The following is a 25,126-nucleotide window of genomic DNA, read 5'->3' as shown; positions in this document are numbered from 1 at the left end:
CCGACGGTGGTCGCCACGGTCTCCTCCTCCTCGCCGCGGTCAGGCGTTGATCTTGGACGTGTTGGCCTCGGCGAGCTCGTCGAGGCGGGACTTCGCGTCGGCACCGGAGTAGATGTCCTGCAGCGCCACCGCCCAGTCCTCGGTGGTCTCGAAGAACTTCGTCTGCGGGGTGAACTGGATCTTCGTGGAGTCGATGACCTTCTCGAAGGTCTCCAGGTAGCCGGGGAACTCGCCCAGCGTCTGCTTGAAGGCGCCGTCGAAGACGGAGGCGCGGGTGGGGTCGGCGAAGGTCGAGGCGGTGGCCTTGGTCATGGCCTCCTTGCCGGTCGCCCACTGCATGAACAGCCAGGCGGCCTGCTTCTTCTTCGAGGCGGCGTTCATGGCCAGCGACCACGTCCACAGGTTGGTGGCGTAGCTGCCGTCCGGGCCGGCCGGGCCGGGGTACCAGGCCAGGTTGCCGGCCTGGGCGCTGGCGCCGGCCTTCTGCTTGGGGTAGGTGGCGCTGTCGGCGTCGTAGACCATCATCGCGTTGCCGTTGCCGAGGTCGCCGGTGCACTGGGGGTAGTCGTAGGTCGTCCACGAGGTCGGGCCGGCGTTCCTGGCCAGGTCGACCCACTTCTTCGTGAAGTCGACCGCGACGTCGGAGTTCATCGCCGCGGTGTACTGGTCGCCGTCGGTGGTGTAGTCCTTGCCGCCCTCGCGGGTGAACTGCGTCATGAAGCCCGGGTGGATGGTCGCCCACGACTTGGAGCCGCGGAAGGCGACGCCGTAGCGGTTCTGCGAGCGGTCGGTGAGGTCGACGGCGAGCTGGATGAAGTCGTCGAAGGTCTCCGGCAGCGCGATGCCGCGGCTGTCGAACTCCTTCTTGTTGTAGGCGACGACGTTGGTCTCGAAGCCCCACGGGATCGCCCACTGCCCGCCGGTGCCCAGCGCGCTGCCCTTCTCGAAGTCCCAGCGCGTGGAGGTGCGCAGGCCCTCGTAGATGTCCTCGAAGTCGTACTCGTCGTTGGTGGCCGAGGAGTTCTCGATCCAGGGCGTCAGGTCCTCCATCCAGCCGGGCGGGCCGTACTGCCAGATGAAGTAGGCGCCCGTCATGAAGACGTCGTGCGCGCCCGTCTTGCCGGCGAGCTCGGTGTTCAGCTTGGTGAAGTAGTCGGCCTCGGCGACGAGGTCGGCCTGCACCTGGATTCCGGTGAGGTCGGTGAACTCCTTCAGCAGCGGCTGGAACGCCTGCTGGTAGGGGTGCGGGGTCTGCAGGATCTTGATGCTCTCGCCGGAGAGCTTCTTCCAGTCGAAGGAGCCGGTGACCTGCGAGGCGCCGTTCTCGACACCGGCGCCGGCGTCGCCACCGGTGCCCACGCCGCACCCGGTGAGCATCGGGACGGCGGCGGCACCACCCATCGCGGCGAGCAGGGAACGGCGGGTCAGCTTGCTGCTGGGGGGGTTCATGCTGCGCTCCGTTGCGTTGCGTGGACGGGTGGGTCAGGGGATGAGGGACACCTTGACGGAGTTGGCGGAGTCCGCGACGAGGTTCAGGCCCTTCTGGAACTCCTCCAGCGGCAGCTGGTGCGAGCAGATCTCGTCCATCGGCAGCCGGCCGGACTCGATGAGGCGCAGCGCCGCGGGCCAGGTGTTCTGACCCAGGTGGGCGCCGAGGACGTTGAGCTCCTTGTCGTCGCTGATGATGCTCCAGTCGACGGTGACCGGGTCCTTGAAGACGCTGTACTCCACGAAGGTGCCCAGCTTGCGCAGCAGGTTCAGGCCCTGCGGCACGGCGGAGGGGTGACCGGTGCCCTCGATGTAGACGTCGGCGCCGTAGCCGTCGGTGAGGTCCTTGACGGCCTGGACGACGTCGACCTCGGTGATGTTCATGGTGACGTCGGCGCCGCACTTGCGCGCCAGCTCCAGCTTCTGCGGGAGCGCGTCGAGGGCGATGATCCGCTGGGGGAACTTCGCGGCCGCACCGGCGATCATCCCCAGGCCGATGGGACCGCAGCCGGCCACGACGACGGTGTCGTCGAAGCGGATGTCCGCGCGCTCGACCGCGTGCAGCGCGCAGGAGAGGGGTTCGGCGTAGGCGACGTGCGCGGGCGGCAGGTCGCCGGGCGCCTTGTGCACCAGGGCTTCCGCGGGCAGCAGCACGTACTCGGCCATCGCGCCGGGGGTGCGCCGCTTGAAGCCGAACATGTCGTGCGGCTGGCACATGTGGTAGTCGCCGCGGGCGCAGTAGCGGCACTTCCAGCACGGGACGATCTGCTCGGCCACCACCCGGTCGCCCTCGACCACGCCCCAGCGCGCCGAGGCCTCGGCGTCGATGGCGACGACGCGGCCGGTGAACTCGTGGCCCGGGCTGGTCATGGTCTCCGCCCAGGCGGGGCGGTTCTCGTCGCCCCAGAACTTCGCCGCGCCGTGGTAGCACTTCAGGTCGCTGGCGCAGATGCCCACGGCCTCGACCTTCAGCAGCGCCTGGCCGGGACCGGCGACGGGGACCGGGACCTCCTCCAGGCGGTAGTCCTCGGGGCCGTGCACCACGACGGCCTTCATCGTGCTCGCCATGACTGCTCCTTCGCAGTGTCGTCGTTCGGTGACCGGAACGCTAGGGCCCGTCCGGCACACTTGTCCAGCACACTTGTGCAACGGTTCGGCCACCGCCGGACCGCACGGGTCGCTACCGTGAGGCGGACCAGGAGGGAGACCACGTGCCGAACGGGAACGGACGGTTCCCGCTGGCGCTGGCGCACACCGCCGCGACGCTCTACTACCTGCAGGACGCCACGCAGGCCGAGATCGCGGACCGGCTGGGGACGTCGCGCGCCACGGTGAGCCGCTTGCTGCGCGAGGCCCGCGAGCGCGGGCTCGTGCGCATCGAGGTGCTGCCGCTGCCGCAGGAGGACCCCGGGGACCTCGGCGACCGGCTGGCCGCCGCGCTGGGGCTGCAGCAGGTCCGGCTCTCGGCGCCGACCTCGCCCGCCCACGTGCCGGAGGCCGTCTCCCCCGTGCTCGCCGAGGTGCTGACCTCGCTGGGGCTGGCGGCCGGCGACGTCCTGCTGGTCTCCTCCGGGCGCACCGTCTACGAGATCGCCCAGCGCGAGCTGCCGCCGCTGCCGGGGGTCGTCGTCGCCCCCATGGTCGGCGGCCAGGACGAGCCCGAGGCCTGGTACCAGACCAACGAGATCACCCGGCGCATCGCCGAGGGGCTCGGCGGGGTGCCGCGCTTCCTCTACGCCCCCGCCTTCCCGGGCCGGCAGCTGCGCCGCAGCCTCGTCGCCGACCCGGAGTTCAAGCGGTTCACCACGCTGTGGGAGACCGCGCGCGCCGCCCTCATGGGGGTGGGCGCCCCGCCGCTGCAGCGCGAGTCCATCCCCGGGTTCGTCCCCACCGGGGAGGCGCCGCTGCGCGACGCGGTCGGCGACGTCGCCTCCCGCTTCTACGACGCGCAGGGGCGGGAGGTGTCCTACGAGGGCGCCGACCGCCTCATCGCCGTCCCGCTGGAGGTGCTGCGCACCGTGCCGCACCGCATCGCCGTCGCCTACGGCGCCGTCAAGGTCCCCAGCGTCCTCGCCGGCGCCCGGGGCGGCTGCTTCACCCACCTCGTCACCGACCCCGCGACGGCCGCGCAGCTGCTCGCGGCCCTGGAGGGAACCGCGTGAGCACCCCACCGACCACCCCGCCGAGCACCCCGCCCAGCGCTCCCGCCGGGGCGTTCTCCCTCACCGGCCGCCGGGCCCTGGTGACCGGCGCCTCGCAGGGGCTGGGCACCGACGTCGCCCGCGCCCTGGCCGCCGCCGGCGCCGACCTGGTGCTCAGCGCCCGCTCGCCGCAGCCGCTGCGCGCGCTCGCCGAGGACGTGCGCCGCGAGCACGGCGTGCGGGTGGCGGTCGTCCCCGCCGACCTCACCCGCGCCGGGGAGGTCGAGCGCCTGGCCACCGAGGCCCTGGCCGCCTTCGACGGCCTGGACGTGCTCGTCAACAACGCCGGCATCTCCCACCCGCAGCGCGTCGTCGACGTCGACGCGGACACCTGGGACCTGACGATGGCGGTCAACCTGCGCGCCCCGGCGCTGCTGGGCGCCCGCGTCGGCGAGGCCATGGCCGCCGCCGGCCGCGGCAGCATCGTCAACGTCTCCTCGCTGGCCGGGACGCTGGCGCTGGCCGAGCACTACGCCTACTCCTCCAGCAAGGCGGCGCTCATCATGGCCACGAAGGTCCTCGCGCTGGAGCTGGGCCCGTCGGGGGTGCGGGCCAACTCGGTCAGCCCCACGGTCGTCATGACGGAGATGGGGCAGCGGGTGTGGGGCGAGGAGGCCAAGGGCGCGCCCATGCTCGCCCGCATCCCGCTGGGCCGCTTCGTCGAACCGGCCGAGGTCGGCAGCGCCGTCGTCTACCTCGCCTCCGACGCGGCCGCGATGGTCAACGGCGTGGACCTGCGCCTGGACGGCGGGTTCGCCGTGGCCTGAACCGCCCCGCGCGCCCGCCGCGGCGGGCCGGGTCAGCCCCGCCGGCTGAGCGCCCGGCCCGCCGCGACGGCGGCGGCCAGCACCCCGGCCCCGGCCAGCACCCACGGGCCGCCGACGAGCACGGGGTCGAGCACCTGGTGGTGGGTGTCGACGCGCCCTGCCCGCGAGGCGATCGGGTGGGAGCGGGGCTCGGCGAGGACCCCGGTCTCGGTGACCGGGTCGTCGGGACGCCCGCGCACGGCGGCGCCGACCAGGCCCTCGAAGGTGTCGACGCGGTCGGCGGCGATGAGCAGCAGCCAGTGCGCGTTGCGCCCCTCGCTGAAGCGGTCGTAGGCGAAGCGCCGGATGCGGCCCGAGACGCCGTGCAGCGGAGCGCTGGTGCCGAACACCGGCGGCAGGAACGCGTGCTCGATCGAGCGCTCGCGCGGGCCGTACCGCTCCGGCTGGCGGTCCGGGAACTCCCAGCGCGCGCCGTAGGCGCCCGGGTCGAACACCTCCTGCGGGACGGAGGGGCGGTCCGCCGGGTCCAGGTCCACCCCCCAGCCGGGGATGCGCGCGCGCAGCTGCTCGGGAGTCTCGGGCAGCGGCGGCTTCTGCGGCCAGTACGCCATGGCGGGCTCCTCAGCGGTGGTTCAGGCGGCGGTGGGGACGATCAGCGGCTTGATGCACCCGTCGAGCTTCGAGGAGAAGATGTGGTACCCCTCGGCGACGTGCTCCAGCGGGATGCGGTGGGTCACCATGTCGCGCGGGCGCAGGTAGCCGTTGCGGATGTGCTCGAACAGCCGCGGCCACTGCCGCTTCACGGGGCACTGGTTCATCCGCAGCGTCAGGCCCTTGTTCATGGCGTCGCCGAACTTCACGGCGTTGGGGACGGGGCCGTAGGCGCCCATCACCGAGATCGTCGCGCCCTTGCGGACCGCGTCGATGGCCCAGTTCAGCGCCACCGGCGAACCGCCCTGCAGCTTCAGCTTGGCCCCCGCGACGTGCTGCGTGAAGTTCCCGTCCGCCTCCGCGCCCACGCAGTCGATGGCCACGTCGGCACCCAGGTGGTCGGTGATCCGCTTCAGGTGCACGACGACGTCGTCGTGCTCGGCGAAGTTCACCGTCTCCGCGTGCGCGAACTCCCGCGCCTTCTCCAGCCGGTAGTCCAGGTGGTCCACGACGATCACCCGGCCCGCGCCCATGAGCCAGGCCGAGGCCGCGGCGACGAGCCCGACCGGGCCGGCGCCGAAGACCACGACGACGTCGCCCTGGCGGATCTCGCCGAGCTGGGCGCCGAAGTAGCCCGTCGCCGTGGCGTCGGTGAGCAGCACCGCGTCCTCGTCGTGCATCCACTCGGGGATCACCACGGGGCCGACGTCGGCGAAGGGCACCCGCACGTACTCGGCCTGGCCGCCGTCGTAGCCGCCGGCGGTGTGCGAGTAGCCGTAGATCGCGCCGACCGCGGTGGCGTTGGGGTTGACGTTGTGGCAGTTGGCGAGCATCCCGCGCGCGCAGTAGAAGCAGGAGCCGCAGGAGATGTTGAAGGGCACCATGACCCGGTCGCCCGGCTCCAGGTTGCGCACCGACGGGCCCACGCTGTCGACGACGCCGATGAACTCGTGCCCGAACGTGGTGCCGACCCGGGTGTCCGGCATGAGCCCGTGGTACAGGTGCAGGTCCGAGCCGCAGATCGCCGCGAGGGTCACTCGGACGATCGCATCGTTGGGGTGCTCGATCCGCGGGACGTCCTTCTCCTCGGTGCGGATCCGGTACGGACCGCGGTACACCATGGCGCGCATGGGGCCCACTGTGCCCCCGGTCCCCCGGGCCCGCCAGCGCAGGGCCGGCACCCGCCCGGTCCGGGGGCGGCCTCAGGTGCGGGTGCGCCGCTCCAGCGCCGACAGCACGTGCTGCAGCTCCGCCGTCGCCTCGTGCAGGCGGCGGTAGGCCGGGTACAGCTCCCCGTACACCCCGGCGGCCTCCGCACCGGGTTCGGTGACCGACTCCACCCGGTTCCACGTCGCGTCCACGTCCACCGCGCCGAGGGCGACGGCGGCGAACTTCGCGTCCCCCAGCGAGGCGCCGATGCGCTCGGCGGGCAGCTCCTGCGGCAGGCCGGTGACGTCGGTGACGATCTGCGGCCACAGCGCCGAGCCCGTGCCGCCGCCGACGGCGACGACGCGGCGGATGTCCACCCCCGCCGCGCGCATCTCGTCGAGGTTGTGCCGCACGCCGAAGGCCGTCGCCTCCAGCAGGGCGCGGTCCACCTCCCCGCGGGTGGTGCGCAGCGTCAGGCCGAGCAGGGCGCCGCGGGCGTCGGCGTCGGCGAAGGGGGTGCGCTCACCGGCGAAGTAGGGCAGCGCCACCAGCCCGTTCGCGCCGGGCGGCGCGGCCGCGGCCTCGCCGACCAGGGCACCGACCTCCGGGGAGCCGATCGTCTCCCGCCACCACTCCACGGCGCTGCCGGAGCTGGCCATGCCCGCCGCCAGCGTGCTCTGCCCCGGGCGGTTGCCCGCCGTCCCCCACAGCGAGGGGTGGCAGCGCGGACCGTCGGTGACGGCGATGAAGAACGTCGTCGAGCCGTACATGACCATGAGGTCGCCGGGGCGGCCGACGTCGACGCTCTCGGCCTCCGCCCACGCGTCGCAGGTGCCGGCGGCCACGGGGGTGCCGGCCGGGATGCCGGTGGCCGCCGCGGCGTCCGCGGTCACCGCGCCCACGCGCTCGGAGGGCCAGACCAGGCGGGGCATCGGCAGCCCGGGGGCGACCTGCTCGCAGCGCTCGGCGATCCAGGCGGCCTCGTGCCGGTCGTACAGCGGGGTCGACTGGCTCGCGGAGAGCCGGTCCAGCACGTACTCGCCGGTCAGCCGGAAGGCCAGGTACGAGTTCGACATGAAGAAGTAGCGGGCGCGGGCGAAGACCTCCGGCTCGTGGCGGCGCAGCCACTCCAGCTTGCCGCCGGCGGCCTGGGTGGACATCCGCGAACCGCAGCGGCGCAGCAGGTCCTCGGTGCCGTAGCGCTCCTCCAGGTCGGCGGCCTCCTGCACGGAACGGGTGTCCACCCCGTACAGCACGGCCGGGCGCAGCGGCCGGCCGCTCCCGTCGGCCAGCAGCACGGTCGGCCCGATGCCGCTGGCGCAGACGGCGGCGACCCGTCCCGCGGCCGGGTCGGCGGGATCGCCCGCGCGGGCGGTCAGCTCGCGCGCGATGGCGCAGAAGTCGGCCCACCACACCGCGTCGGCGTCGTGCTCGACGTAGCCGGGGCGGGGGTGGTCGGTGCGGTGGCGGCGCGAGGCGCGGGCCAGCACCCTGCCGTCCAGGGTGGCGAGCACGCCCTTGCTGCTGCCGGTGCCGATGTCGACCCCGAGCAGCAGGTCCCGCTGTGACTGCACTTCGCACGCCTCCTCGCGCCGGTCCTGCGCGCATCCTGTCACCGGCCTCCCCGGGCCGCGGCGCTGGACCCCGGCCCCGGACCGGCGCCACCCCACAGGCGCAGCTTGCCCGGGGCCCGCACCAGCCAGACGGCGCTCACCCGCCCGTCGCGGACGTCGAAGCCCGCGACACCGGTGACCGCCCCCGCCTCGCGGAGCACCACTCCCGGCAGCCCGCCGACCTCGGCGTCGACGAGTTCGACGTGCGACCACTTCGCCAGGGCGCCGAGCAGGTAGCGGGCCACCCGCTCGGCACCGACGACGGCGTTCGGCGCGGCGCGCACCCGGCCGCCGCCGTCGGTGCGCGCGCTGACCCCCGGGTCGAGCAGGAGCACCAGCGCCTGCAGGTCACCGGCCGCGCAGGCGCGCAGGAACGCCCGCACGACCTCCCGGTGGTCCTCGTCGGCGGCGGCCCGGCGGCGGCCCTCCCGGATGTCGCGCCGGGCCGTCGAGGCGAGCTTGCGGCAGGCCTGCGGAGTGCGGCCGACGACCTCGGCGACGTCCTCGAACGGCAGCGCGAACACCTCGTGCAGCACGAAGGCCACCCGCTGGGCCGGGGTCAGCGCGTCCAGCGCCACCAGCAGCGCCATCCGCACCGACTCGTCCACGGTGATGCGCTCGGCCGGGTCGGGCGGCCCCTGCCACCCCGCCCCGGGCACCGGCTCCGGCAGCCACTGCCCGACGCAGCGCTCCCGGCGCACGCGCGCCGACCCCAGGACGTCCAGGCAGACGCGGCCCACCACCCGCGTCAACCACGCCTGGGGGTTGAGCACCGCCGCCCGCTCCTCCTCGGCGAGCGCGTACCAGCGGGCGTAGGTCTCCTGGACGGCGTCCTCGGCGTCGGCCGACGTGCCCAGCAGCCGGAACGCCACGTCGAGCAGGTGGCGCCGCTCACCGGCGACCCCGCCCGCGCCCTCGTCCGCGCCCTCGTCCGCGCCCTCGCCCGCGCCCTCGCTCACCCCGCGGATGCTGCCGGTGCCCGCCCCCGCTGCGCCAGCCACCGCTCGAAGGTCAGCCGCCCGCGGTCGGCACCCGGCCCGCCCAGCAGCGAGCCGTCGCGCGCCGCCGCGCCGAAGGCGCCCGGCAGGGGCACCTCCAGCACCGCACCCCGCCGGCCCGCCGCCGCCGCCCACGCCCGCGCGAGGTCGGCCAGCCGCTCCTCCCGCGGCCCCGCCAGGTCGGCCACGCGCCCGGCCGGACCCGCCGCCACGAGCGAGGCGATGCGTTCGGCGACCTCCCGCGCGGCGACCGGCTCGCACCGCGCCCGCGGGACCACGGCCAGCGGCCCCACCGCGGACCGCTCGAGGAACTGCGCCGCGAACTCGTGGAACTGGGTGGCCCGCAGCACCGTCCAGGGCACCGGCCCCTGCGCGACCAGGGCCTCCTGCACGAGCTTGCCGGCGTAGTGGCCGAACGGCGCGCGGTCGGTGCCGACGACCGAGAGCACCAGGTGGTGCCGCACCCCCGCCCGCGCCGCCGCGGCGAGCAGGTGCTCCGTGGCGGGGCGGAAGAAGCGGACCGAACCCGCCGAGGAGGTGGCCGTGGTGGAGGTGACGTCGACGACGGTCCCCACCCCGGCGAGCGCGGCGTCCAGGCCGACGCCGGTGAGCAGGTCGACCCCGGTGGCGCGGGCGAGCACGACCACGTCGTGGCCCCGCTCGCGCAGGAGGTCGACGACGTGCCGGCCCGCGGTCCCGGTGCCCCCGGCGACGGCGGTGCGTCCAGTGCTCTGCATCCCCCTCAGACGACGCAGCCGCCCGGGACGTGACGCGCGCCGCCGCGACGGGTCACCCCGCCCGCCGCTCCCGCCTACCGCCCGCCGGTGCCGAGCGCCGCCTCGAACAGCTCGCGGTGGCGGGCCACGTGCTCGGCGTCGGAGCGGTAGAGGCGGTCGTGGCCGGCCGCGACGTGCCCGGCGAACGCCGCGCTGCCCGCCGCGGCCTGCTCGTGCATGAACCGCACCAGCCCCTCCAGGGAGGCGATCACCGCGTCCAGCAGCCCGGCGCGCTCGCGCTCGCCGAGGCCGTAGACGTCGCAGAACACCGCCAGCCTGCGGGCGTGCTCGGCCACGTCCCCGCGCACGCCGTCGGCCTCCGGCGACGACAGCGGCACCCAGCGGTAGGCCCCGGCCGCCACGTCGAGCAGCCGGGCACCCGGCCGGGCGGTGTCGAAGTCGATGAGGCCGACGACCCGCTCGCCGTCGAGGACGCAGTTGTGCGGGGCGAAGTCCCCGTGGCAGACGACCTCGACGGGTTCCTCCACGGGCAGCACCCAGCCCTCGCGCGGCAGCTCCCGCGCGAACCGCGCGGTGACGTCGTGGTACTCGCGCAGCAGCGCCGCCGCCGAGCGCAGCGCCGCCTCCGAGGCGGCCGCGTCGGTCACCGGGTAGTTCGACACCCGCCCGGGCAGGAAGTCCAGCTCCTCCAGGCCGCCGGCGGTGCCGTGCACGCGGGGGGCGGCGCGGAAACCCTCCCGCTCCAGCCGGCGCAGCAGCTCGTGCACGCGCGGCGTCCACGCCCCGACGGGGCGCAGGACGCGGTCCCCGCGGCGCACCACCCGGTTCACGCCGCCACCGGTCAGGACCTCCTCGTCCGGCGCCTCGCCCGGTACCTGGCCCGGTACCTGGCCCTGCTCCTCGTGCACCGACCCAGCCTGGACCGGCCGCTCCCGGCGGTCCAGCGGGTTTCAGCGCGGTGAGCGCGCGCGCCGCTCCAGCACCGGGGCCGGGGAGGACCACGGGGCCACGGCGAGCTCGGGCTCCACCGCCCGGGCGTCCTCGCCCAGGAGCGTCGCGGGGGCGCCGTCGAGCGGGTGGCGCAGCAGCGAGCCGGCACCGGCGCCGGCGCTGCGGCCCGCGACGACCAGCGCACCGTCCGGGGCGACGACGAGGTCGTCGACGAACTCCGGTGCGGTGCCGAGGTCGCGGTGCACGCCGCCGTCCAGGCCGACCAGGCTCAGCTGCCGGGAGGTGCCGGTGGTGCGCGCGAGCACCAGCTCCGCGGTCCCGGTGAACCGGGCGCGCCGCTCCAGGACGCCGTCCGTGCGCACCCGGTGTGCCGTGCCCGCGGCGACGTCGACGAGCACGACGTCGCCGTCGCGGTGGGTCAGCGCCAGCCTCGCCGAGTCCGGGGAGAAGGAGGCGTCCGCGGCGTCCTCCGCGCCCGCGACGACGACCTGGGCGCCGGTGGCGACGTCCGCGACGACGAGCTGCGTCGGCGCCGCGGCGCAGACGTCGGGACCGCTCTCCACCCACGCGAGCGTGCGCCCGTCCGGGGACGCGCGCAGCTGCGCGGCGGTCGCGGCGGCCGTGCCCAGCGCGCGCTGCGCGCCGTCGGCGGTGCGGTGCACGAGCTCCACGCGGGTGAGGCGGTCGGGGTCGGTGCAGTCCGTCGGCGACCAGGCGGAGCGGTGGAACCAGCTGAGCGCACCGTCCGGCGCCCACGTCAGCGAGCGGGAGTCGCCGGGGGCGTCCAGCCGCTGCCGCCCGCTGCCGTCGGCGGCGGCGACCTGCACGCTGCCCAGGTCGTCGTCGCCGTGGCCGATCCACGCGATGCGCGTGCCGTCCGGCGAGAAGTGCACGTCGTGCGCGGAACCCTCGGCGATCCGCCACTGCCGGCCGGTGCCGGTGTCCAGGCCGAACAGCCCCGGTTCGCCGTCGGCGCCGTCGTGGCCGGCGAAGGCGAGCACCGGACCGGACGGCGCCTCCTCGCGCGCGCCCACCTGCTGCGCCCCCGCCGGGGCCGCCGCCCCCACCAGCAGCACGGCCAGCGCGGCGGCCGCTCCCGCGCCCGCCCGCACCCCTGCTCGCGCGTCGCCCCCCACGGCTCCCCCTCGCCTCGTCCTCACCTCATCCCAGCACCTCGGCTCCCGCGGCGCAGGCGAACGAGCAGGACGACCGCGGTGGCCAGCAGGACCGCGGGGGCCGCGCGCCGGCGGCCGGTGCCGACGGGCAGCGCGTGGTCGACGGCGTCCTTGACGCGGTCGGAGACGGCCAGCGGGATCCCGGCGAGCACGTTGCCCGGGGGTTCGCGCGGGATCCTCGGGTGCGGGCGCGTCGGCGAGGTGCGGCGCTGCACCTCCCAGGCCGCCCCGATCGCCCGCAGCTGCTCGACGCCGACGGCCTGCTGCAGCCGAGGCAGCAGGTCGTCCTCCTCGTCGTGCGCGTCGTGGCGGATCACCTCGAAGGCGTGGCGCACCGTCGCGTCGTAGTCCGCGGAGGAGGGGTCGGCGCGCTGCAGCTGCTCCAGCGCGTCGTTGACGCTCTGGTGGTCGCCCTCGATGTGCCGGGTCAGCTCGTCGTCGTCCCCGGCGAGGAACTTGCGGTAGGCGGGGAAGAGGACCGTCTCCTCGGCGAAGGCGTGCCGCAGGGCGCGCTCACCGACCTGCGCGACGATCCGCCCGCGCTCGGCGGGGCTGCCCGCCGCGTCGTAGGAGCGCATCAGCGCGTCGAGCTCGGCGTGGTCGCGGCTCTGCCGGGACAGGATGCTGCCCGGGCCGCCGCGCTCCTCCTCGGACTGGTCGGCCACCGAGCGCAGCCCGTCGTGGCGTGGGTTCGTCATGGGAGTCCCCTGCCCCGCGCGGACCGCTCCCACACGCCCCGCCCGCGCGCCGGTCAGAGCGGGAAGGGCACCACGCACGTCGGGGAGCCCACCGCGGCGGTGGAGCGGTCGACGACGACGAGGTCGTCGTCGAGGGCGAGGTGGACGACGAGGTCGGAGTCCTGGGCCGCGACGTACACGTGGGGGCCCAGCACGGCGACGTGGCGGGGGTTGAGCGCGCCGATCGCGACGTCGCGCACCGGGCGCGCGGTGCCGTCGACGACCTCGTGCAGCGTGAGGACCTCCGCGCGGCGGTTGGCCACGACCAGGCCCCAGGGCGCCACCGCGACCTCGGAGGGGTACGTGCGCTGCTCGACGGGCACGGCCAGGGCGGGGTGCACGACCGGGTCGGACAGCCGGCCGTCGTCGACGGCGAGGCTGGTGAGCGTGGCGGCGAGCTCACCGGTCACGTGCAGCCGGCCGCCGTGCAGCCGGGCGTGGCGCGGGCCGGTGCCCGGCGCCAGGGCGAGCACCTGGACGGGCTCGGCGGACAGCCGCGCACCCTCCAGCGCGTGCACGCGCAGCTCGTCGGTGCCCAGGTCGCAGACCACGACGTGCCGCTCGTCCAGGAAGAGGGTCGAGTGCGGGTGGGAGGCCTCCTGCCGCTCCGCCTCCGGGCCGCAGCCCTGCGCGCGCAGCACCTGCTCCGGGCCGGTGACCGCGCCGTGCGCCAGGCCCAGCACACCCGCGCCGCCGCCGTAGTTGGCGGCGACGAGCAGCGCGCCCGACGGCGCCACGGACAGGTGGCAGGGCGCGGCGCCGCCGCTGGGCACCTGCGCGAGCACCTCCCAGCGCCCGCCCTCGAAGCGGCGCGAGGAGACCAGGCCCTCGTCGAGCTCGTGGGCGGCGTGCAGCACGCCGCCCGGGCCGGCGGCCAGGAAGGAGGGCGAGGGGCACTCGTCGACGGAGACGACGCCGCCGAGGCGGCCGGTGCCCGGGTCGCGCTCCAGCAGCGTCACGCCCGCACCGCGCCCGCCCGTGGCGGAGGTGTAGGAACCGACGGCGAGGACGGTGGTCGCGGGGTCGCTGCTCACGTGCCCATCGTGCCCGCTGCGCTTCAGCGCTGGTGGGAGCGCTGGTGCTCGGGTCGCCAGACGACCAGCGCCGTCGAGCGCTGCGACTCCGGCCGCCGCCCCAGGGGCGTGGCGACGATGTCGCCGGCCATCCCGGCCGCGAAGATGCGCCGCGCCTGCTGGCGCACCAGGGCGATCTCGGACTCCAGCGCCTCCACGCGCTTGCCGAGCGCCAGCACCTGGTTCTCCAGCTCGAGGATGCGCTTGATGCCCGCGAGGTTCACGCCGTCCTCCTGGGACAGCCGCTGCACCTCGCGCAGCTGCGCGATGTCGCGCGCGGAGTAGCGGCGCCCGCGCCCGCGCGCCCGGCTGGGCGAGACGAGGCCGAGGCGGTCGTACTGCCGCAGCGTCTGCGGGTGCATCCCCGCCAGCTCCGCGGCGACCGAGATCACGAACACCGCGCTGTCGTCGTCGTACACCTCCCACCCCTCCCTCTCGTCCTCCTGCCCGCACCGCGCGGTGGCCGTGCCCGGGGACGGGCACGGCCACCGCGGCGGGGGTCTCAGCTGCGGGCGCGCTCGGCCAGGCCCGCGCGCGGGTCCTCGCCGGCGGTCGCCTTCGCGAAGGCCTCCACGGCCTCGCGCACCGCGCCGTCGACGCGCTGCGGCACCACGACCTCCACGGTCACCAGCAGGTCGCCGCGCTCGTCGTCGGCGCGCGAGCGCTTGACGCCGCGGCCCTTCAGCCGCAGCGAGCGCCCGGACGGGGTCCCCGCGGGGACCTTCACCCGGACCGTCGAGCCGTCCAGCGTCGGCACGTCCACGGTGGCGCCGAGGACGGCCTCGTCGAAGGACACCGGCAGCGTCATCCGCAGGTCGTCGCCCTCCCGGCGGAACACCGGGTGCGGTTCGACGTGCACGGTGACCAGCAGGTCCCCGGCGCTGCCGCCCGGTCCCTGCACGCCCTTGCCGCGCAGGCGGACCTTCTGGCCGTCGCGCACGCCCTGCGGCAGCCGCGCGTTGACCGTGCGGGCCGGCCCGCCGCGCGGGTCGGGCACGCGCAGCGCGACCGCCTTGCCGTCGAGGGCGTCGCGGAAGGACACCCGCGCGGACGCCTCGATGTCCTGGCCGCGCGGCGGCGCCTGGGCCGGGCCGCCGCCGAAACCACCGGCACCGGCACCGGCCTGGCCGAAGAGCCCGCCGAGCAGGTCCTCGAAACCACCGGCACCGGCACCGGGCCCGCCGGGGGTGCCGAAGCGCACCCCGCCGGGCGCGCGGCCGGCCTGGCCGAAGAGCCCGCCGAGCAGGTCCTCGAAACCCGCACCGCCGGCGGGGCCCCCGGCTCCCCCGGAGGAGAACCGGGCGCCGCCGCCGACCATGGCGCGGACGCCGTCGTACTGGCGGCGCTGCTCGGGGTCGGACAGGACCGCGTAGGCCTCGCCGACCTCCTTGAAGCGCTGCTCGGCGGCCGCGTCACCCGGGTTGGCGTCCGGGTGCAGGGTGCGGGCCTTCTTGCGGTACGCCTTCTTGACCTCCGCGGCGTCGGCGTCGTGGGAGACGCCGAGGATGGCGTAGAAGTCCTTCTCCGCCCAGTCCTGCATGCTCACCGGCGCCCACCCCCCTTCGCTCTCGTGCTGTCCTCGGAGTCGTTCATCCCTGCGGGTCGGCGACCGCGACGCGGGCCGGGCGCAGGATCCGCTCGCCGAAGCGGTACCCCGGCTGCAGCACCTGGACGCACGTGGCGACCTCGTGCTCGTCGGAGTGGCTGTGCATCAGCGCCTCGTGGACCGCCGGGTCGAACGGCTCGCCGTTCTCGCCGTAGCGGACCAGGCCGAAGCGGGTGAGCGTGGCCTCCAGCTTGTCGGCGATCGCCACGAACGGGCCGGTCAGGTCGCCGTGCTGGCGGGCCAGGTGCACGTCGTCCAGGACGGGCAGCAGCGCCTCGGCGACGCTGGCCAGCGCCGTGTTCCTGGCCACGTCCCGGTCCCGGTCGACGCGCTTGCGGTAGTTCACGTACTCGGCGTTCAGCCGCTGCAGCTCCTCCAGGCGCTCGGCGGCCTGCGCCTGCGCGGCCTCCAGCGCCGCGTCGGCGGCGCCGTCGTCCGGGCCGCCGACCGTCGGGGCCTGCTGCTGGGACTGCTGCTGGGCCTGCTGGTCGCCCTGCTCGGCGGGCTCGCCGGGCTCGGCGCGGACCGCCCCCGTCTCGGGGTCGATCCGGCGCCGGTCGCGGACCACGGTGGGTTCGGCGAACTCCTCCGACATCACTTGTCCTTCTCGTCGTCGACGACCTCGGCGTCCACGACGTCCTCGTCGGAGGACTTGGTGGAGCCGGGGCCGCCGGAGGCGCCGGCGTCACCGGCGTCACCGGCCGCGGCGCCCTCGGACTGCGCGGCGTACATCGCGGCGCCCAGCTTCTGGCTGGCCTGGGCGACGGCGTCCGACTTGGCCTTGATCTCGGCGGCGTCGGTGCCGTTGAGCGCGCTCTTGAGCTCGGCGACGGCCTTCTCGACCTCCTCCTTGCCCTCGGCCGGGAGCTTGTCGGAGTTGTCCGCGACGAACTTCTCGGTCTGGTAGACGAGCGCCTCGGCCTGGTTGCGGGCCTCGGCCTCCTCGCGGCGCTGCTTGTCCTCGTTGGCGTGCGCCTCGGCGTCCTTGACCATCCGCTCGATGTCCTCCTTCGACAGCGCGCTGCCGCCGGAGATGGTCATCGACTGCTCCTTGCCGGTGCCGCGGTCCTTGGCGGACACGTGCACGATGCCGTTGGCGTCGATGTCGAAGGTGACCTCGACCTGCGGCACGCCGCGCGGGGCCGGCGCGATGCCGGTGAGCTCGAAGGTGCCCAGCGGCTTGTTGTCGCGAGCCAGCTCGCGCTCGCCCTGGAAGACCTGGATGAGCACCGACGGCTGGTTGTCGTCGGCCGTGGTGAAGACCTCCGAGCGCTTGGTCGGGATCGCCGTGTTGCGCTCGATGAGCTTGGTCATGATCCCGCCCTTGGTCTCGATGCCCAGGGACAGCGGGGTGACGTCGATGAGCAGGACGTCCTTGCGCTCGCCCTTGAGGACACCGGCCTGCAGGGCGGCGCCGATGGCGACGACCTCGTCCGGGTTGACGCCCTTGTTGGGCTCGCGGCCGCCGGTGAGCTCCTTGACGACCTCGGTCACGGCCGGCATGCGGGTGGAACCACCCACGAGCACGACGTGGTCGATGTCGGCGAGCTTGACGTCGGCGTCGCGGATGACCGCGTGGAAGGGCGCCTTGGTGCGGTCCAGCAGGTCCTGGGTCATCTGCTCGAACTGCGCGCGGGTCAGCTGCTCGTCCAGGTGGACGGGGCCGTTCTCCGTCATCGACAGGTACTGCAGCGAGATGTTCGTGCTCGTCGCCGTCGACAGCTCCTTCTTGGCCTGCTCGGCGGACTCGCGCAGGCGCTGCATGGCGATCTTGTCCTTGGACAGGTCGATGCCGTAGGCGCCGGAGACCTTCTTCAGCAGGTGGTCGACGATGCGCTGGTCCCAGTCGTCGCCGCCGAGGTGGTTGTCGCCGGAGGTGGCGCGCACCTGGATGGTGGAGAAGCCGTCCTCGTCCTTGCCGACCTCCAGGAGGGACACGTCGAAGGTGCCGCCGCCGAGGTCGAAGACGAGGATGAGCTCGTCCTCCTTGCCCTTGTCCAGGCCGTAGGCGAGCGCGGCCGCGGTGGGCTCGTTGATGATGCGCAGGACGTTCAGGCCCGCGATCTCGCCGGCCTCCTTGGTGGCCTGGCGCTGGGCGTCGTTGAAGTACGCCGGGACGGTGATGACGGCGTCGGTGACGGCCTCGCCGAGGTAGCTCTCCGCGTCGCGCTTGAGCTTCTGCAGCGTGCGGGCGCTGATCTCCTGCGAGGTGTACTTCTTGTCGTCGATCGAGACGTTCCAGTCGGTGCCGATGTGGCGCTTGACGGACCGGATGGTGCGGTCGACGTTCGTGACGGCCTGGCGCTTGGCGATCTCGCCGACCAGCACCTCGCCGTTCTTGGCGAACGCCACCACCGACGGGGTCGTGCGACCGCCCTCCGCGTTGGCGATGACCGTCGGCTCACCGCCCTCGAGGACGGAGACGACGGAGTTGGTGGTACCGAGGTCGATGCCGACCGCACGTGCCATGGTGTGGCTCCTCTTTCCTGATCGCTTGAGCGTTCCTCACTCAAGTCTGACGGCGTCGGCCGCTGTGTCAAGCCGTGGCCGCTGGACTTGAGTCTGATGGGCTCAACTGCCGGGGCGGCCGGGTTGTTCCCGCCGGTCCGGGAACCTGCGGGTCCTCCCGCACGCTGTCCCGGCGTGCACCCGCTGCGCCAGGTCCCGCTGCACTTCGCCGAGGAGTCGAAGGCCGGGCTCACCCACGTCAACCTGTCCGCCGTCCGCACCGACGGGCCCCACCTGTGGGTCGCCGGCGACGAGACGGCCACCGTCGAGCGCCTCACCGAGCAGCGCGACGCCACCGGCCGCCTCACCGGCTACGGCGACCAGGTGAGCGTGGCGCTCGCCGACCTCGTCGAGCTGCCCGCGGCCGCCTCCGAGGAGGCCGACGTCGAGGGCCTGGCCCGCACCGGCCCGTGGCTGTGGGCGATCGGCTCGCACAGCCTCAAGCGCAAGAAGGTCCGCGACTCCGACCCCGACGACAAGGCGCGCAAGCGGCTGGGCAAGGTGGTGCGCGAGGCCAACCGCTTCGTGCTGGTGCGGCTGCCGGTCGACCCGGCCACCGGCCTGCCCGCCCGCGAGGTGCGGCTGGACGGGCAGCGCCTGACCGCCGCCGTCCTCGGCGCCCACGACGACGACCTGGCCACCGAGCTGGCCGACGACGAGCTGCTCGCGCCGTTCCTGGCCATCCCCTCCAAGGACAACGGCCTCGACGTCGAGGGCGTCGCCGTGCGCGAGGACGCCGGGGGCACCCGGGTCCTCGTCGGCCTGCGCGGTCCCGTGCTGCGCGGCTGGGCGGTGCTGCTGGAGCTGCGGCCGGCCACGCACCGCAAGGACGACGGCCGCCTGGTGCTGCGGGAGTTCGAGGACGGCCGCCGCTACCGGGTGCACCTGCTGGACCTGCGCGGCCTCGGCGTGCGCGACCTGGCCCCGCACGGCGACGACCTGCTCGTGCTCACCGGGCCCTCGATGGGGCTGTCCGGACCGGTGCGCGTGCACCGCTGGGCCGGCGCGCTGCGCGCCGAGGCGCCCGCGGTCGTGCGCGCCCGCGAGCTGCCCGTCCTGCTGGAGCTGCCGCACGGGCAGGGCGAGGACCACCCCGAGGGCATCGGGGTCGTCCCCGCCGAGCCGGGCGGGGCGGAGGAGCTGCTCGTGGTGCTGGACTCCCCGGCCGCCGCCCGGCACACCGCCGGGGGCGGGATGCTCGCCGACGTCTGGCCGCTGCCGCCGGCCCCCTGAGCCGCGGCGTCAGCCGAGCAGGCGGACCAGCAGCGGCACGGCCGCCACCAGCGTCCCGGCGCCCAGCAGCACGCTGTCGGCCCGCCGCCACGGCGCGGGCAGCGCCCACGAGCGGGGCACGTCCACCCCCGCCGCGGCGAACCCGCGGGCGTCCATCGCCACCGCCGTCCGCCCCGCGCGGCGGACGGCGTCCACGAGCAGCCCGAAGGCCGTCGAGGCCGCCCACCGCACGCGGGAGAGCGGGGAGCGGCCCGCACCCAGCCCGCGCACCCGCCGGGCCGCGGCGACCTGGTCCCACACCTCGGCCAGCGTGGCCAGCTGGCCCAGGGCGGCGACGACGGCCACGACCACGCGCCCGGGCAGCCGCAACCGCTGCGCGAGGTGGTCGCCGGCCTCGCCGGGGTCCAGCCAGCTCAGCAGCAGGGCACCCGGCAGCACCAGCACGACCAGGCGCAGCGCGGCGGTCGCGGCCGTGCGCAGCGGCTCGTCGGAGTCGCCGGCCAGGACGGTGGACCACCCCACCGACAGCGCCGCCACCGCCAGCGGCACCAGCCGGCGCCCCAGCCGGTGGCCGCGGCCCACGACCAGGGGCAGGCACAGCAGCTGCACGAGCAGGGCCAGCGCCGCCTGCTGCCAGGCGTCGACCGCGAAGGCGCCCAGCGCGCACAGCAGGGAGACCGCCAGCAGCGGCAGCGGCCCGCACGAGCGCACGGGCGGCCCGGGGGCGGCGCTGCGCAGCTGGGCCGGGGTGGGCGGGACCCCGCGGTCCCCCACCTCGCGGTCCTCCACGCCCCGGTCCTCCACCTCGCGGTCCACAGCCGTCACGGCCTTCCCCACACCTTCCACCGCTCCGTCCACAGGGGTGTGCACAGGCCTGTGGACACTGCTGGGGACAGCGCTGGGGACGGGCGCGCCGTCGCGGCTCACGCGGCCGCCCCCACGACCCGTGTCCCGGCGCGCAGCGCCACGACCGGACCGTCCAGCACCCCCAGCAACCGCTCGTCGTGGCTGCTGACCCCCACCGCCACGCCCTCGCGCGCCGCGGCCGCCAGCAGCCCCGCCACGACCGCCCAGGTGCCGCGGTCCTGCCCCACGCTCGGCTCGTCGGCCAGCAGCACGGCGGGCCCGGCGGCCAGCGCCCCCGCCAGCGCCAGCCGGCGCTGCTCGCCGCCGGAGAGGCGGAAGGGGTTGACGTCCGCGCGGTGCGCCAGCCCGAGCAGCTCCAGCAGCTGCTCGCCGCGCGCCTCGGCACGCCCCAGCGCCAGCGGCGTCGCGGCGACCTCCTCGCGCACGGTGGCCCGCACGAAGGTGTGCTCGGGGAACTGCGGCACCCACGCCAGGCGGGCGGCCAGCTCCCGCGAGCGCCAGCGCCACGGCTGCGGCGCCAGGCCCCCGGCCAGCCCGGGCGCGGCGGTCAGCTCCCCGGTGGGGCGGGCCAGGCCCGCCAGCACCGCGAGCAGGCTGGACTTGCCCGACCCGCTGGGACCGGTCAGCGCCGTCGCCGAGCCCGCCGCGAGCTCCACGTCGACCTCCCGCAGCACCGTCGCCGGCGGCACGGGCCGCAGGCTGCGGCGGCGGCGGCGCAGGCCCAGACCGCGCCCGGTGAGCAGCGCACCGCCGGTGGCCGCCTCCGGCACCGCCAGCTGCGGCGCGAGCAGCCCCGCGGGCACGTCCACGGGTGCCGGCGCCTGCGCCCCGGGCAGCCACAGGCCGTCGGCCAGCAGCGAGCGCGACCCGGCGAAGACCCGCCCGGGCGCCCCGTCGGCCACGAGGCGCCCGCCGCGGCCGAGCACGAGCACCCGGTCCACGTGCGGCGCCCAGCCGGCGAGGTCGTGGTCGACGACGACGAGGGTGCGCCCGGCCGCCGCCTCCAGCACCGCCCCGCGCACCTGGGCGGCGGTGGGCGCGTCGAGCATCGAGGTCGGCTCGTCCAGCAGCAGCACCGACGGCTGCGCGGCGAGGACCCCGGCGAGCGCGAGGCGCTGGCGCTCGCCGCCGGACAGCGTCGCGACGTCCCGGTCGCGGCCGGCGGCGTAGCGGGCGGCGGCGTGGGCGCGGGCGACCCGCCGCCAGACCTCCTCGCGGGGCAGGCCCGCGTTCTCGGGGCCGAAGGCGGTGTCCCGGCCGGCGGTCGCGGCCACCACGGTGTCCAGCGGGTCCTGCAGCAGCAGCCCCACCTCGCCCGGCCGCGCGGGGCGGCCGTCGAGCAGGACCTCGCCGCGGGCGTCGACGTCGTCCTCCAGCAGCCCCGCCAGCGCCCGCAGCACCGTCGACTTGCCGGCACCGCTGGGGCCGACGAGCAGGACGCGCTGGCCGGCGGGGACGTCGAGGTCCACGCAGGCGACGACGGGGCGGTCGGCGCCGGCGGGGGTGACGGTGAGGTCGATCAGGCGCAGGTCGGCCACGTCCGCCGCCGCGCCTCAGCCGCGCCGGCGCAGCTCGCGGCCCGCGCCGAAGGCCCCCAGGGCGCCCGCGCGGGCCAGCGCCCGCACCAGCGCCCAGCCGCCGACACCGGCCACGAGGGCGCCGGACAGCGCGAAGCAGGCCACGTACAGCACCTGGAAGCCGAGGCTCCAGGCGCCGGCGAAGTAGGCGAACAGCTCGTAGACGCCCTCCAGGACGGCGGCGACGACCCCGCCGAGGACGGCCACGCCCACGCCCCAGCGCTTCCACGCGAAGAGGGCGACGGCGATCTCCACGCCGAGGCCCTGGACCGCGCCGGAGACCAGGACGCCGGCGCCCCAGTGGCTGCCGAGCAGCGCCTCGACGCTGGCGGCGACCATCTCCGCCAGCAGCGCGGCGCCGGGGCGGCGGACGACGAGCGCGCCGACGACGGCCGGCAGCAGCCACACGCCGCCCAGCAGGCCGGCCAGCGGGGCGACGGCGGCGAAGACGGGTGAGACCGCGGCGTAGACGACGGCCCAGCCCCAGAAGACGACGCCGAAGGCGACGCCCAGCACGGCCGCGGTGACGAGGTCGACGGTGCGCCAGCGCCGGGGGCTGGACGTGCGGGTGAGGGTGGTGCTCACGGAGTTCCTCCTGTGCTCAGGAGGGGGACCCGCGGCGCCGATCGCCACGGGTCGAGGTCGGCCCGACTCCCTACGCCGGTGTGAACCGGATCAGGTTCGAGGGTCTGCGGCATCCCGCACTCTCAGCGCCCCGCGGCGCTCCCCTGTCGTGTGCAGGGGAGGTTAGCACCGGGCACCTGCGAGGATGCCCCCGTGCTCCGGATGATGCGCGGACCCGACGGCGGCCCCTCCCGCGGGGTGCGCCTGATCACCCTGCTGGTCATCGTCGCCGTCCTCGGCGGCACCGCGGCCGCGCTCACCCCCGTCCTGGGCTGGCTCCTGGACCTGCTGTAGGGCAGGGTTCGCCTCCATGAGCTCGTTCCTCTGGAAGTTGGTGGGCCCCGCGTCGGGCATCCTCGCGACCGCCGTCGCGAGCCGCGTCACGAAGAAGGTCTGGGTCACGGCGACCGGTGCGCCGCCGCCGGACAACCCCGAGGACCCGGACGTCGCCTGGAAGGAGGCGGTGCTCTGGGCGCTCGCCTCCGGCGCGGTCATCGGCCTGACCCGCCTGCTCGTCGAGCGGCAGGCGGCGGTCGTCTACCGCAAGAGCTTCGGCGAGCTGCCGCCCGGCCTGGGGCCGGGCGACGACGGCGCCGCGACGGCCTGAGGCTCAGCCGAACCGCTCCACCAGCCGGTCCTGGCGGGCGTCGACGACGGGGTCGACGACCCGCAGGTCCGGGGTGGCGTCGTGGTGGGCGATGATCTCGCGCGCGCCCGCCGCGAAGCCCGTCGTCGCCGCGAAGGAGGGCACCAGGCGCTTGAGCTTGGTGTTGTCGAAGACGACCGAGTGCGCCTTGTCCCCCAGCAGCCCCGGCCCGCGGTCGGGCGCCTCGCGGGCGATGACGTCGCTGGGCACGTGCACCAGCGTCGGCTCCGGAGCACCCGCGGCCGCCGCCAGCGTGCGGTGGATCCGGTCCCAGGTGAGGACCTCGTCGCCGGTGATGTGCACGACGTCGCCGGTGACGGCCGGCTCGCCCAGCAGCGGCACGAACCCCTTGGCGAAGTCGGTGTGGTGGGTCAGCACCCACAGCGAGGTGCCGTCGCCGTGGACGACGACGGGCACGCCGCGCCGCATCCGGTCGATCGTGGTCCAGCCGTCGTCCACGGGCAGCAGGGTGCGGTCGTAGGTGTGGCTGGGCCGCACGACGACGGCGGGGAAGCCGTCCTCGCGGTAGGCGCGCACGAGCAGGTCCTCGCAGGCGATCTTGTCGCGCGAGTACTGCCAGAACGGGTTGCGCAGCGGCGTGGACTCGGTGATCGGCAGGTGGCCGACGGGCTTCTGGTACGCCGAGGCGCTGGAGATGAACACGTACTGCCCGGTGCGGCCGGTGAACAGCTCCACGTCCGCGCGCACGTGCTCGGGGGTGAAGGCGATGAAGTCGACGACGACGTCGAACTCCTCGTCGCCGACCGCCTCGCGCAGCGACACCGGGTCGCGGGCGTCGCCGGTGAGGGTGCGCACGTCCGGCGGCAGCGGCCGCTTCGCGGACGAGCCGCCGCGGTTGAGCACCGTCAGGTCGATCCCGCGCTCGAGCGCGAGGGCGGCGCACGCCGAGCTGATGATGCCGGTCCCGCCGAGGAAGAGGACACGCAAGGCCATGGGGGCTCCCGTCGTCGTGCCGGCTGCTCCGCCGGCCGCGGTCGACGCTAGGGCGCGACCGGCTCCCGCGCGCGCCGGTCCCGGGGTGCGGCGCCCGCCGCGCGGGTGTCTCGTGGGTCCATGAGCGCATCGGACAAGATCAAGAACGCGGCGCAGGACGCGGCCGGGCGGGCCAAGGAGGCCGCCGGCAGCGCGAGCGACGACGAGCAGCTGCGGGCGGAGGGCCGCGAGGACCAGACGGCCGCCGACCTCAAGCAGCGCGGCGAGCACCTCAAGGACGCCTTCAAGGGCTGACGCGCACCGGCGGGGGCGGGCCGGCGGACCGGCACGTCCCCGCCCGCCCCCGCCCGCCCCTGCCCGCGGCCCTCGCGCGTGCGGGAGGCTGTCCGGGTGCCGCAGATCACCCCCCTGACCTCCGGGGAACCGCCGGGCGCCGGGAGCACCGGCCTGCCCGCGCCGTCCCGGCGCTGGGTGCTGCTCGGCGCCGCCACCGCTCTCGCGCTGTGCGTGGTCGACCTGGGCACCGGCGCCTTCCTCGAGCGGGGCAGCGCCAACGTCTCCGGCACCCTGTCGCTGAGCCCGGTGCTCACCGGGCTGGGCGGCTCGCGCCGGCAGACGGTGGGCGTGGGCGTGCTGGCCGTCGCGGCGGCCGCGGCGCTGGCCGTGCTCGACGGCGTGCCGCTCGTGCCGGGCCTCGTGCGCACCCTCGTCGTGGTGGCCGCGGCCGTCCTGGCCGTCGTCGCGGTCGGGGTGCGCAACGCGCAGCTGGCCACGCTGCAGGACCGCCGGCAGGCCGCGCGGACGCTGCAGGCGGCGATGCTCACCCGCCTGCCCGAACCGGACCACCTGCAGCTGACCAGCCGCTACCTGCCGGCCAGCAGCGGCGACCAGGTCGGCGGCGACTGGTACGACGCGCTCGTCGACGCCGACGGCTGCACCGTCCTCGTCATCGGCGACGTCACCGGCCACGACATCCACGCAGCGGCCGCGATGGGGCAGCTGCGCGGGTTGCTGCGCAGCTACGCCGTCGAGGGCGGCCAGAGCCCGGCGCAGGTGCTGCGCCGCGTCGACGCCGCCGCGCAGCGCCTGGGGCTGGAGGTCCTCGCGACCGCGGTGGTCGCGCGCATCGAGCAGGACGAGGACGAGCGGCGCCGCGGTGTCCGCCGGCTGACCTGGGCCAACGCCGGGCACCCGCCGCCGCTGCTGCTGACCCCCGCGCACGACGGGGGGCGGGCCCGCACCCGCTTCCTCGACGACCAGCCCGACCTGCTGCTGGGGCTGCTGCCGCAGGCCGAGCGCACCGACCGCACCGCGCTGCTGCCGCCGTCGGCCACGCTGCTGCTCTACACCGACGGCCTCGTCGAGCGCCGCGACCAGCCGCTGGCGCAGGGGCTGGAGCACCTGGTGCGGGCGGCCGGGCGGATCGGCGCCCGCACCGACCTCGACGCCTTCGTCGACGCCGTGGGGGGGGGGGGGGGGGGGGGGGGGGGGGGGGGGGGGGGGGGGGGGGGGGGGGGGGGGGGGGGGGGGGGGGGGGGGGGGGGGGGGGGGGGGGGGGGGGGGGGGGGGGG

General features: G+C 75.8%; 26 protein-coding genes and 1 riboswitch. Of the genes, 7 read left to right on the top strand and 19 right to left on the bottom strand.

Going from position 1 to position 25,126, the window contains the following annotated elements:
- Positions 1-39: 39 nt before the first annotated feature.
- Together ACRYM2_RS13370 and ACRYM2_RS13365 are read right to left on the bottom strand one after the other, a co-directional pair.
- Complete coding sequence (locus ACRYM2_RS13370) at positions 40-1,449, bottom strand: extracellular solute-binding protein (protein WP_432522880.1); 1,410 nt, start codon at positions 1,447-1,449, stop codon at positions 40-42.
- Positions 1,450-1,482: 33 nt separating this feature from the next.
- Positions 1,483-2,556 carry a zinc-binding dehydrogenase gene (locus tag ACRYM2_RS13365; protein ID WP_432522879.1) on the bottom strand — a complete coding sequence of 358 codons (1,074 nt, stop codon included), beginning with the start codon at positions 2,554-2,556 and terminating at the stop codon, positions 1,483-1,485.
- 143 nt (positions 2,557-2,699) lie between these two features.
- Between ACRYM2_RS13365 and ACRYM2_RS13360 the strand changes: the two genes are divergently transcribed.
- On the top strand, positions 2,700-3,650 hold the full coding sequence (locus ACRYM2_RS13360) for a sugar-binding transcriptional regulator (protein ID WP_432522878.1): 951 nt from the start codon (positions 2,700-2,702) through the stop codon (positions 3,648-3,650).
- Complete coding sequence (locus ACRYM2_RS13355; RefSeq protein WP_432522877.1) at positions 3,647-4,456, top strand: SDR family NAD(P)-dependent oxidoreductase; 810 nt, start codon at positions 3,647-3,649, stop codon at positions 4,454-4,456. The genes ACRYM2_RS13360 and ACRYM2_RS13355 overlap by 4 nt, the downstream gene beginning before the upstream one ends.
- Before the next feature lie 32 nt (positions 4,457-4,488).
- On the opposite strand, the gene ACRYM2_RS13350 is transcribed toward ACRYM2_RS13355, so the two are convergent.
- From ACRYM2_RS13350 to dnaK, 13 genes are all read right to left on the bottom strand, one after another.
- On the bottom strand, positions 4,489-5,067 hold the full coding sequence (locus ACRYM2_RS13350; protein WP_432522876.1) for a hypothetical protein: 579 nt from the start codon (positions 5,065-5,067) through the stop codon (positions 4,489-4,491).
- Positions 5,068-5,088: 21 nt separating this feature from the next.
- Positions 5,089-6,237, bottom strand: coding sequence for a zinc-dependent alcohol dehydrogenase (locus ACRYM2_RS13345; protein WP_432522875.1), 1,149 nt, complete (start codon positions 6,235-6,237; stop codon positions 5,089-5,091).
- Between the two features lie 72 nt (positions 6,238-6,309).
- On the bottom strand, positions 6,310-7,830 hold the full coding sequence (locus ACRYM2_RS13340) for an FGGY-family carbohydrate kinase (protein WP_432522874.1): 1,521 nt from the start codon (positions 7,828-7,830) through the stop codon (positions 6,310-6,312).
- 38 nt (positions 7,831-7,868) lie between these two features.
- Entirely contained in the window at positions 7,869-8,828 is a 960-nt protein-coding gene (sigJ, locus tag ACRYM2_RS13335; protein ID WP_432522873.1) for an RNA polymerase sigma factor SigJ, read from the bottom strand.
- Positions 8,825-9,604 carry an SDR family oxidoreductase gene (locus ACRYM2_RS13330; RefSeq protein ID WP_432522872.1) on the bottom strand — a complete coding sequence of 260 codons (780 nt, stop codon included), beginning with the start codon at positions 9,602-9,604 and terminating at the stop codon, positions 8,825-8,827. The genes sigJ and ACRYM2_RS13330 overlap by 4 nt, the downstream gene beginning before the upstream one ends.
- Positions 9,605-9,678: 74 nt before the next feature.
- The gene (locus tag ACRYM2_RS13325) at positions 9,679-10,512 is read right to left on the bottom strand and encodes a phosphotransferase (protein WP_432522871.1); all 834 of its coding nucleotides are present in this window, start codon (positions 10,510-10,512) and stop codon (positions 9,679-9,681) included.
- Between the two features lie 42 nt (positions 10,513-10,554).
- Positions 10,555-11,691, bottom strand: coding sequence for a TolB family protein (locus ACRYM2_RS13320; RefSeq protein ID WP_432522870.1), 1,137 nt, complete (start codon positions 11,689-11,691; stop codon positions 10,555-10,557).
- A gap of 20 nt (positions 11,692-11,711) precedes the next feature.
- The gene (locus ACRYM2_RS13315; RefSeq protein WP_432522869.1) at positions 11,712-12,428 is read right to left on the bottom strand and encodes a hemerythrin domain-containing protein; all 717 of its coding nucleotides are present in this window, start codon (positions 12,426-12,428) and stop codon (positions 11,712-11,714) included.
- Between the two features lie 53 nt (positions 12,429-12,481).
- Positions 12,482-13,501: a beta-propeller fold lactonase family protein gene (locus ACRYM2_RS13310; RefSeq protein WP_432522868.1), complete on the bottom strand. Its 1,020-nt coding sequence runs from the start codon at positions 13,499-13,501 to the stop codon at positions 12,482-12,484.
- A gap of 23 nt (positions 13,502-13,524) precedes the next feature.
- Positions 13,525-13,959, bottom strand: a complete 435-nt coding sequence (locus ACRYM2_RS13305) for a heat shock protein transcriptional repressor HspR (protein ID WP_432522867.1) — start codon at positions 13,957-13,959, stop codon at positions 13,525-13,527.
- An 83-nt stretch (positions 13,960-14,042) separates the two neighbouring features.
- The gene (locus ACRYM2_RS13300) at positions 14,043-15,086 is read right to left on the bottom strand and encodes a DnaJ C-terminal domain-containing protein (RefSeq protein ID WP_432522866.1); all 1,044 of its coding nucleotides are present in this window, start codon (positions 15,084-15,086) and stop codon (positions 14,043-14,045) included.
- A gap of 43 nt (positions 15,087-15,129) precedes the next feature.
- The gene (gene grpE / locus ACRYM2_RS13295) at positions 15,130-15,741 is read right to left on the bottom strand and encodes a nucleotide exchange factor GrpE (protein WP_432522865.1); all 612 of its coding nucleotides are present in this window, start codon (positions 15,739-15,741) and stop codon (positions 15,130-15,132) included.
- The gene (dnaK, locus tag ACRYM2_RS13290) at positions 15,741-17,615 is read right to left on the bottom strand and encodes a molecular chaperone DnaK (RefSeq protein ID WP_432522864.1); all 1,875 of its coding nucleotides are present in this window, start codon (positions 17,613-17,615) and stop codon (positions 15,741-15,743) included. The genes grpE and dnaK overlap by 1 nt, the downstream gene beginning before the upstream one ends.
- A 174-nt stretch (positions 17,616-17,789) precedes the next feature.
- Here dnaK and ACRYM2_RS13285 point away from each other — a divergent pair, with 174 nt between their 5' ends.
- Positions 17,790-18,887 (top strand): DUF3616 domain-containing protein, encoded by a 1,098-nt coding sequence (locus tag ACRYM2_RS13285; RefSeq protein ID WP_432522863.1) that lies wholly within the window; start codon positions 17,790-17,792, stop codon positions 18,885-18,887.
- Between the two features lie 9 nt (positions 18,888-18,896).
- Here ACRYM2_RS13285 and ACRYM2_RS13280 read toward each other — a convergent pair whose 3' ends face one another.
- The 3 genes from ACRYM2_RS13280 to ACRYM2_RS13270 form a co-directional block, all read right to left on the bottom strand.
- A complete protein-coding gene (locus ACRYM2_RS13280; protein WP_432522862.1) occupies positions 18,897-19,712 on the bottom strand; it encodes an energy-coupling factor transporter transmembrane component T family protein in 816 nt (271 codons plus the stop codon).
- Between the two features lie 98 nt (positions 19,713-19,810).
- Positions 19,811-21,292, bottom strand: coding sequence for an ATP-binding cassette domain-containing protein (locus ACRYM2_RS13275; RefSeq protein WP_432522861.1), 1,482 nt, complete (start codon positions 21,290-21,292; stop codon positions 19,811-19,813).
- A 15-nt stretch (positions 21,293-21,307) separates the two neighbouring features.
- Positions 21,308-21,916 (bottom strand): ECF transporter S component, encoded by a 609-nt coding sequence (locus ACRYM2_RS13270; RefSeq protein ID WP_432522860.1) that lies wholly within the window; start codon positions 21,914-21,916, stop codon positions 21,308-21,310.
- A gap of 50 nt (positions 21,917-21,966) precedes the next feature.
- A riboswitch (TPP riboswitch) is annotated at positions 21,967-22,071 on the bottom strand.
- Between the two features lie 37 nt (positions 22,072-22,108).
- On the opposite strand from ACRYM2_RS13270, the gene ACRYM2_RS13265 reads away from it, so the two are divergent.
- Together ACRYM2_RS13265 and ACRYM2_RS13260 are read left to right on the top strand one after the other, a co-directional pair.
- Complete coding sequence (locus ACRYM2_RS13265) at positions 22,109-22,249, top strand: hypothetical protein (RefSeq protein WP_166614530.1); 141 nt, start codon at positions 22,109-22,111, stop codon at positions 22,247-22,249.
- A gap of 16 nt (positions 22,250-22,265) precedes the next feature.
- Entirely contained in the window at positions 22,266-22,562 is a 297-nt protein-coding gene (locus ACRYM2_RS13260) for a DUF4235 domain-containing protein (protein ID WP_432522859.1), read from the top strand.
- Positions 22,563-22,565: 3 nt separating this feature from the next.
- Here the strand turns inward: ACRYM2_RS13260 and ACRYM2_RS13255 are convergent, their stop codons facing one another.
- On the bottom strand, positions 22,566-23,555 hold the full coding sequence (locus tag ACRYM2_RS13255; protein WP_432522858.1) for an NAD-dependent epimerase/dehydratase family protein: 990 nt from the start codon (positions 23,553-23,555) through the stop codon (positions 22,566-22,568).
- A 120-nt stretch (positions 23,556-23,675) separates the two neighbouring features.
- Here ACRYM2_RS13255 and ACRYM2_RS13250 point away from each other — a divergent pair, with 120 nt between their 5' ends.
- Positions 23,676-23,849 carry a CsbD family protein gene (locus ACRYM2_RS13250; RefSeq protein WP_432522857.1) on the top strand — a complete coding sequence of 58 codons (174 nt, stop codon included), beginning with the start codon at positions 23,676-23,678 and terminating at the stop codon, positions 23,847-23,849.
- Between the two features lie 96 nt (positions 23,850-23,945).
- On the top strand, positions 23,946-25,126 hold a 1,181-nt coding region (locus ACRYM2_RS13245; RefSeq protein ID WP_432522856.1), incomplete at its 3' end, for a PP2C family protein-serine/threonine phosphatase.

The organism is Kineococcus aridisoli (genome assembly GCF_050871885.1).
Lineage (GTDB): Bacteria > Actinomycetota > Actinomycetes > Actinomycetales > Kineococcaceae > Kineococcus.
The sequence above is the reverse complement of the archived record's forward strand: the minus strand, read 5'-3'. Positions and strand labels throughout refer to the sequence as shown.

Bases quoted from the DNA above. Each gene is read 5' to 3' on its own strand.
- ACRYM2_RS13370 (WP_432522880.1), bottom strand. From the start codon at position 1,449: ATGAACCCCCCCAGCAGCAAGCTGACCCGCCGTTCCCTGCTCGCCGCG.
- ACRYM2_RS13365 (WP_432522879.1), bottom strand. From the start codon at position 2,556: ATGGCGAGCACGATGAAGGCCGTCGTGGTGCACGGCCCCGAGGACTAC.
- ACRYM2_RS13350 (WP_432522876.1), bottom strand. From the start codon at position 5,067: ATGGCGTACTGGCCGCAGAAGCCGCCGCTGCCCGAGACTCCCGAGCAG.
- ACRYM2_RS13345 (WP_432522875.1), bottom strand. From the start codon at position 6,237: ATGCGCGCCATGGTGTACCGCGGTCCGTACCGGATCCGCACCGAGGAG.
- ACRYM2_RS13330 (WP_432522872.1), bottom strand. From the start codon at position 9,604: ATGCAGAGCACTGGACGCACCGCCGTCGCCGGGGGCACCGGGACCGCG.
- ACRYM2_RS13315 (WP_432522869.1), bottom strand. From the start codon at position 12,428: ATGACGAACCCACGCCACGACGGGCTGCGCTCGGTGGCCGACCAGTCC.
- grpE (WP_432522865.1), bottom strand. From the start codon at position 15,741: ATGTCGGAGGAGTTCGCCGAACCCACCGTGGTCCGCGACCGGCGCCGG.
- dnaK (WP_432522864.1), bottom strand. From the start codon at position 17,615: ATGGCACGTGCGGTCGGCATCGACCTCGGTACCACCAACTCCGTCGTC.
- ACRYM2_RS13260 (WP_432522859.1), top strand. From the start codon at position 22,266: ATGAGCTCGTTCCTCTGGAAGTTGGTGGGCCCCGCGTCGGGCATCCTC.
- ACRYM2_RS13255 (WP_432522858.1), bottom strand. From the start codon at position 23,555: ATGGCCTTGCGTGTCCTCTTCCTCGGCGGGACCGGCATCATCAGCTCG.
- ACRYM2_RS13250 (WP_432522857.1), top strand. From the start codon at position 23,676: ATGAGCGCATCGGACAAGATCAAGAACGCGGCGCAGGACGCGGCCGGG.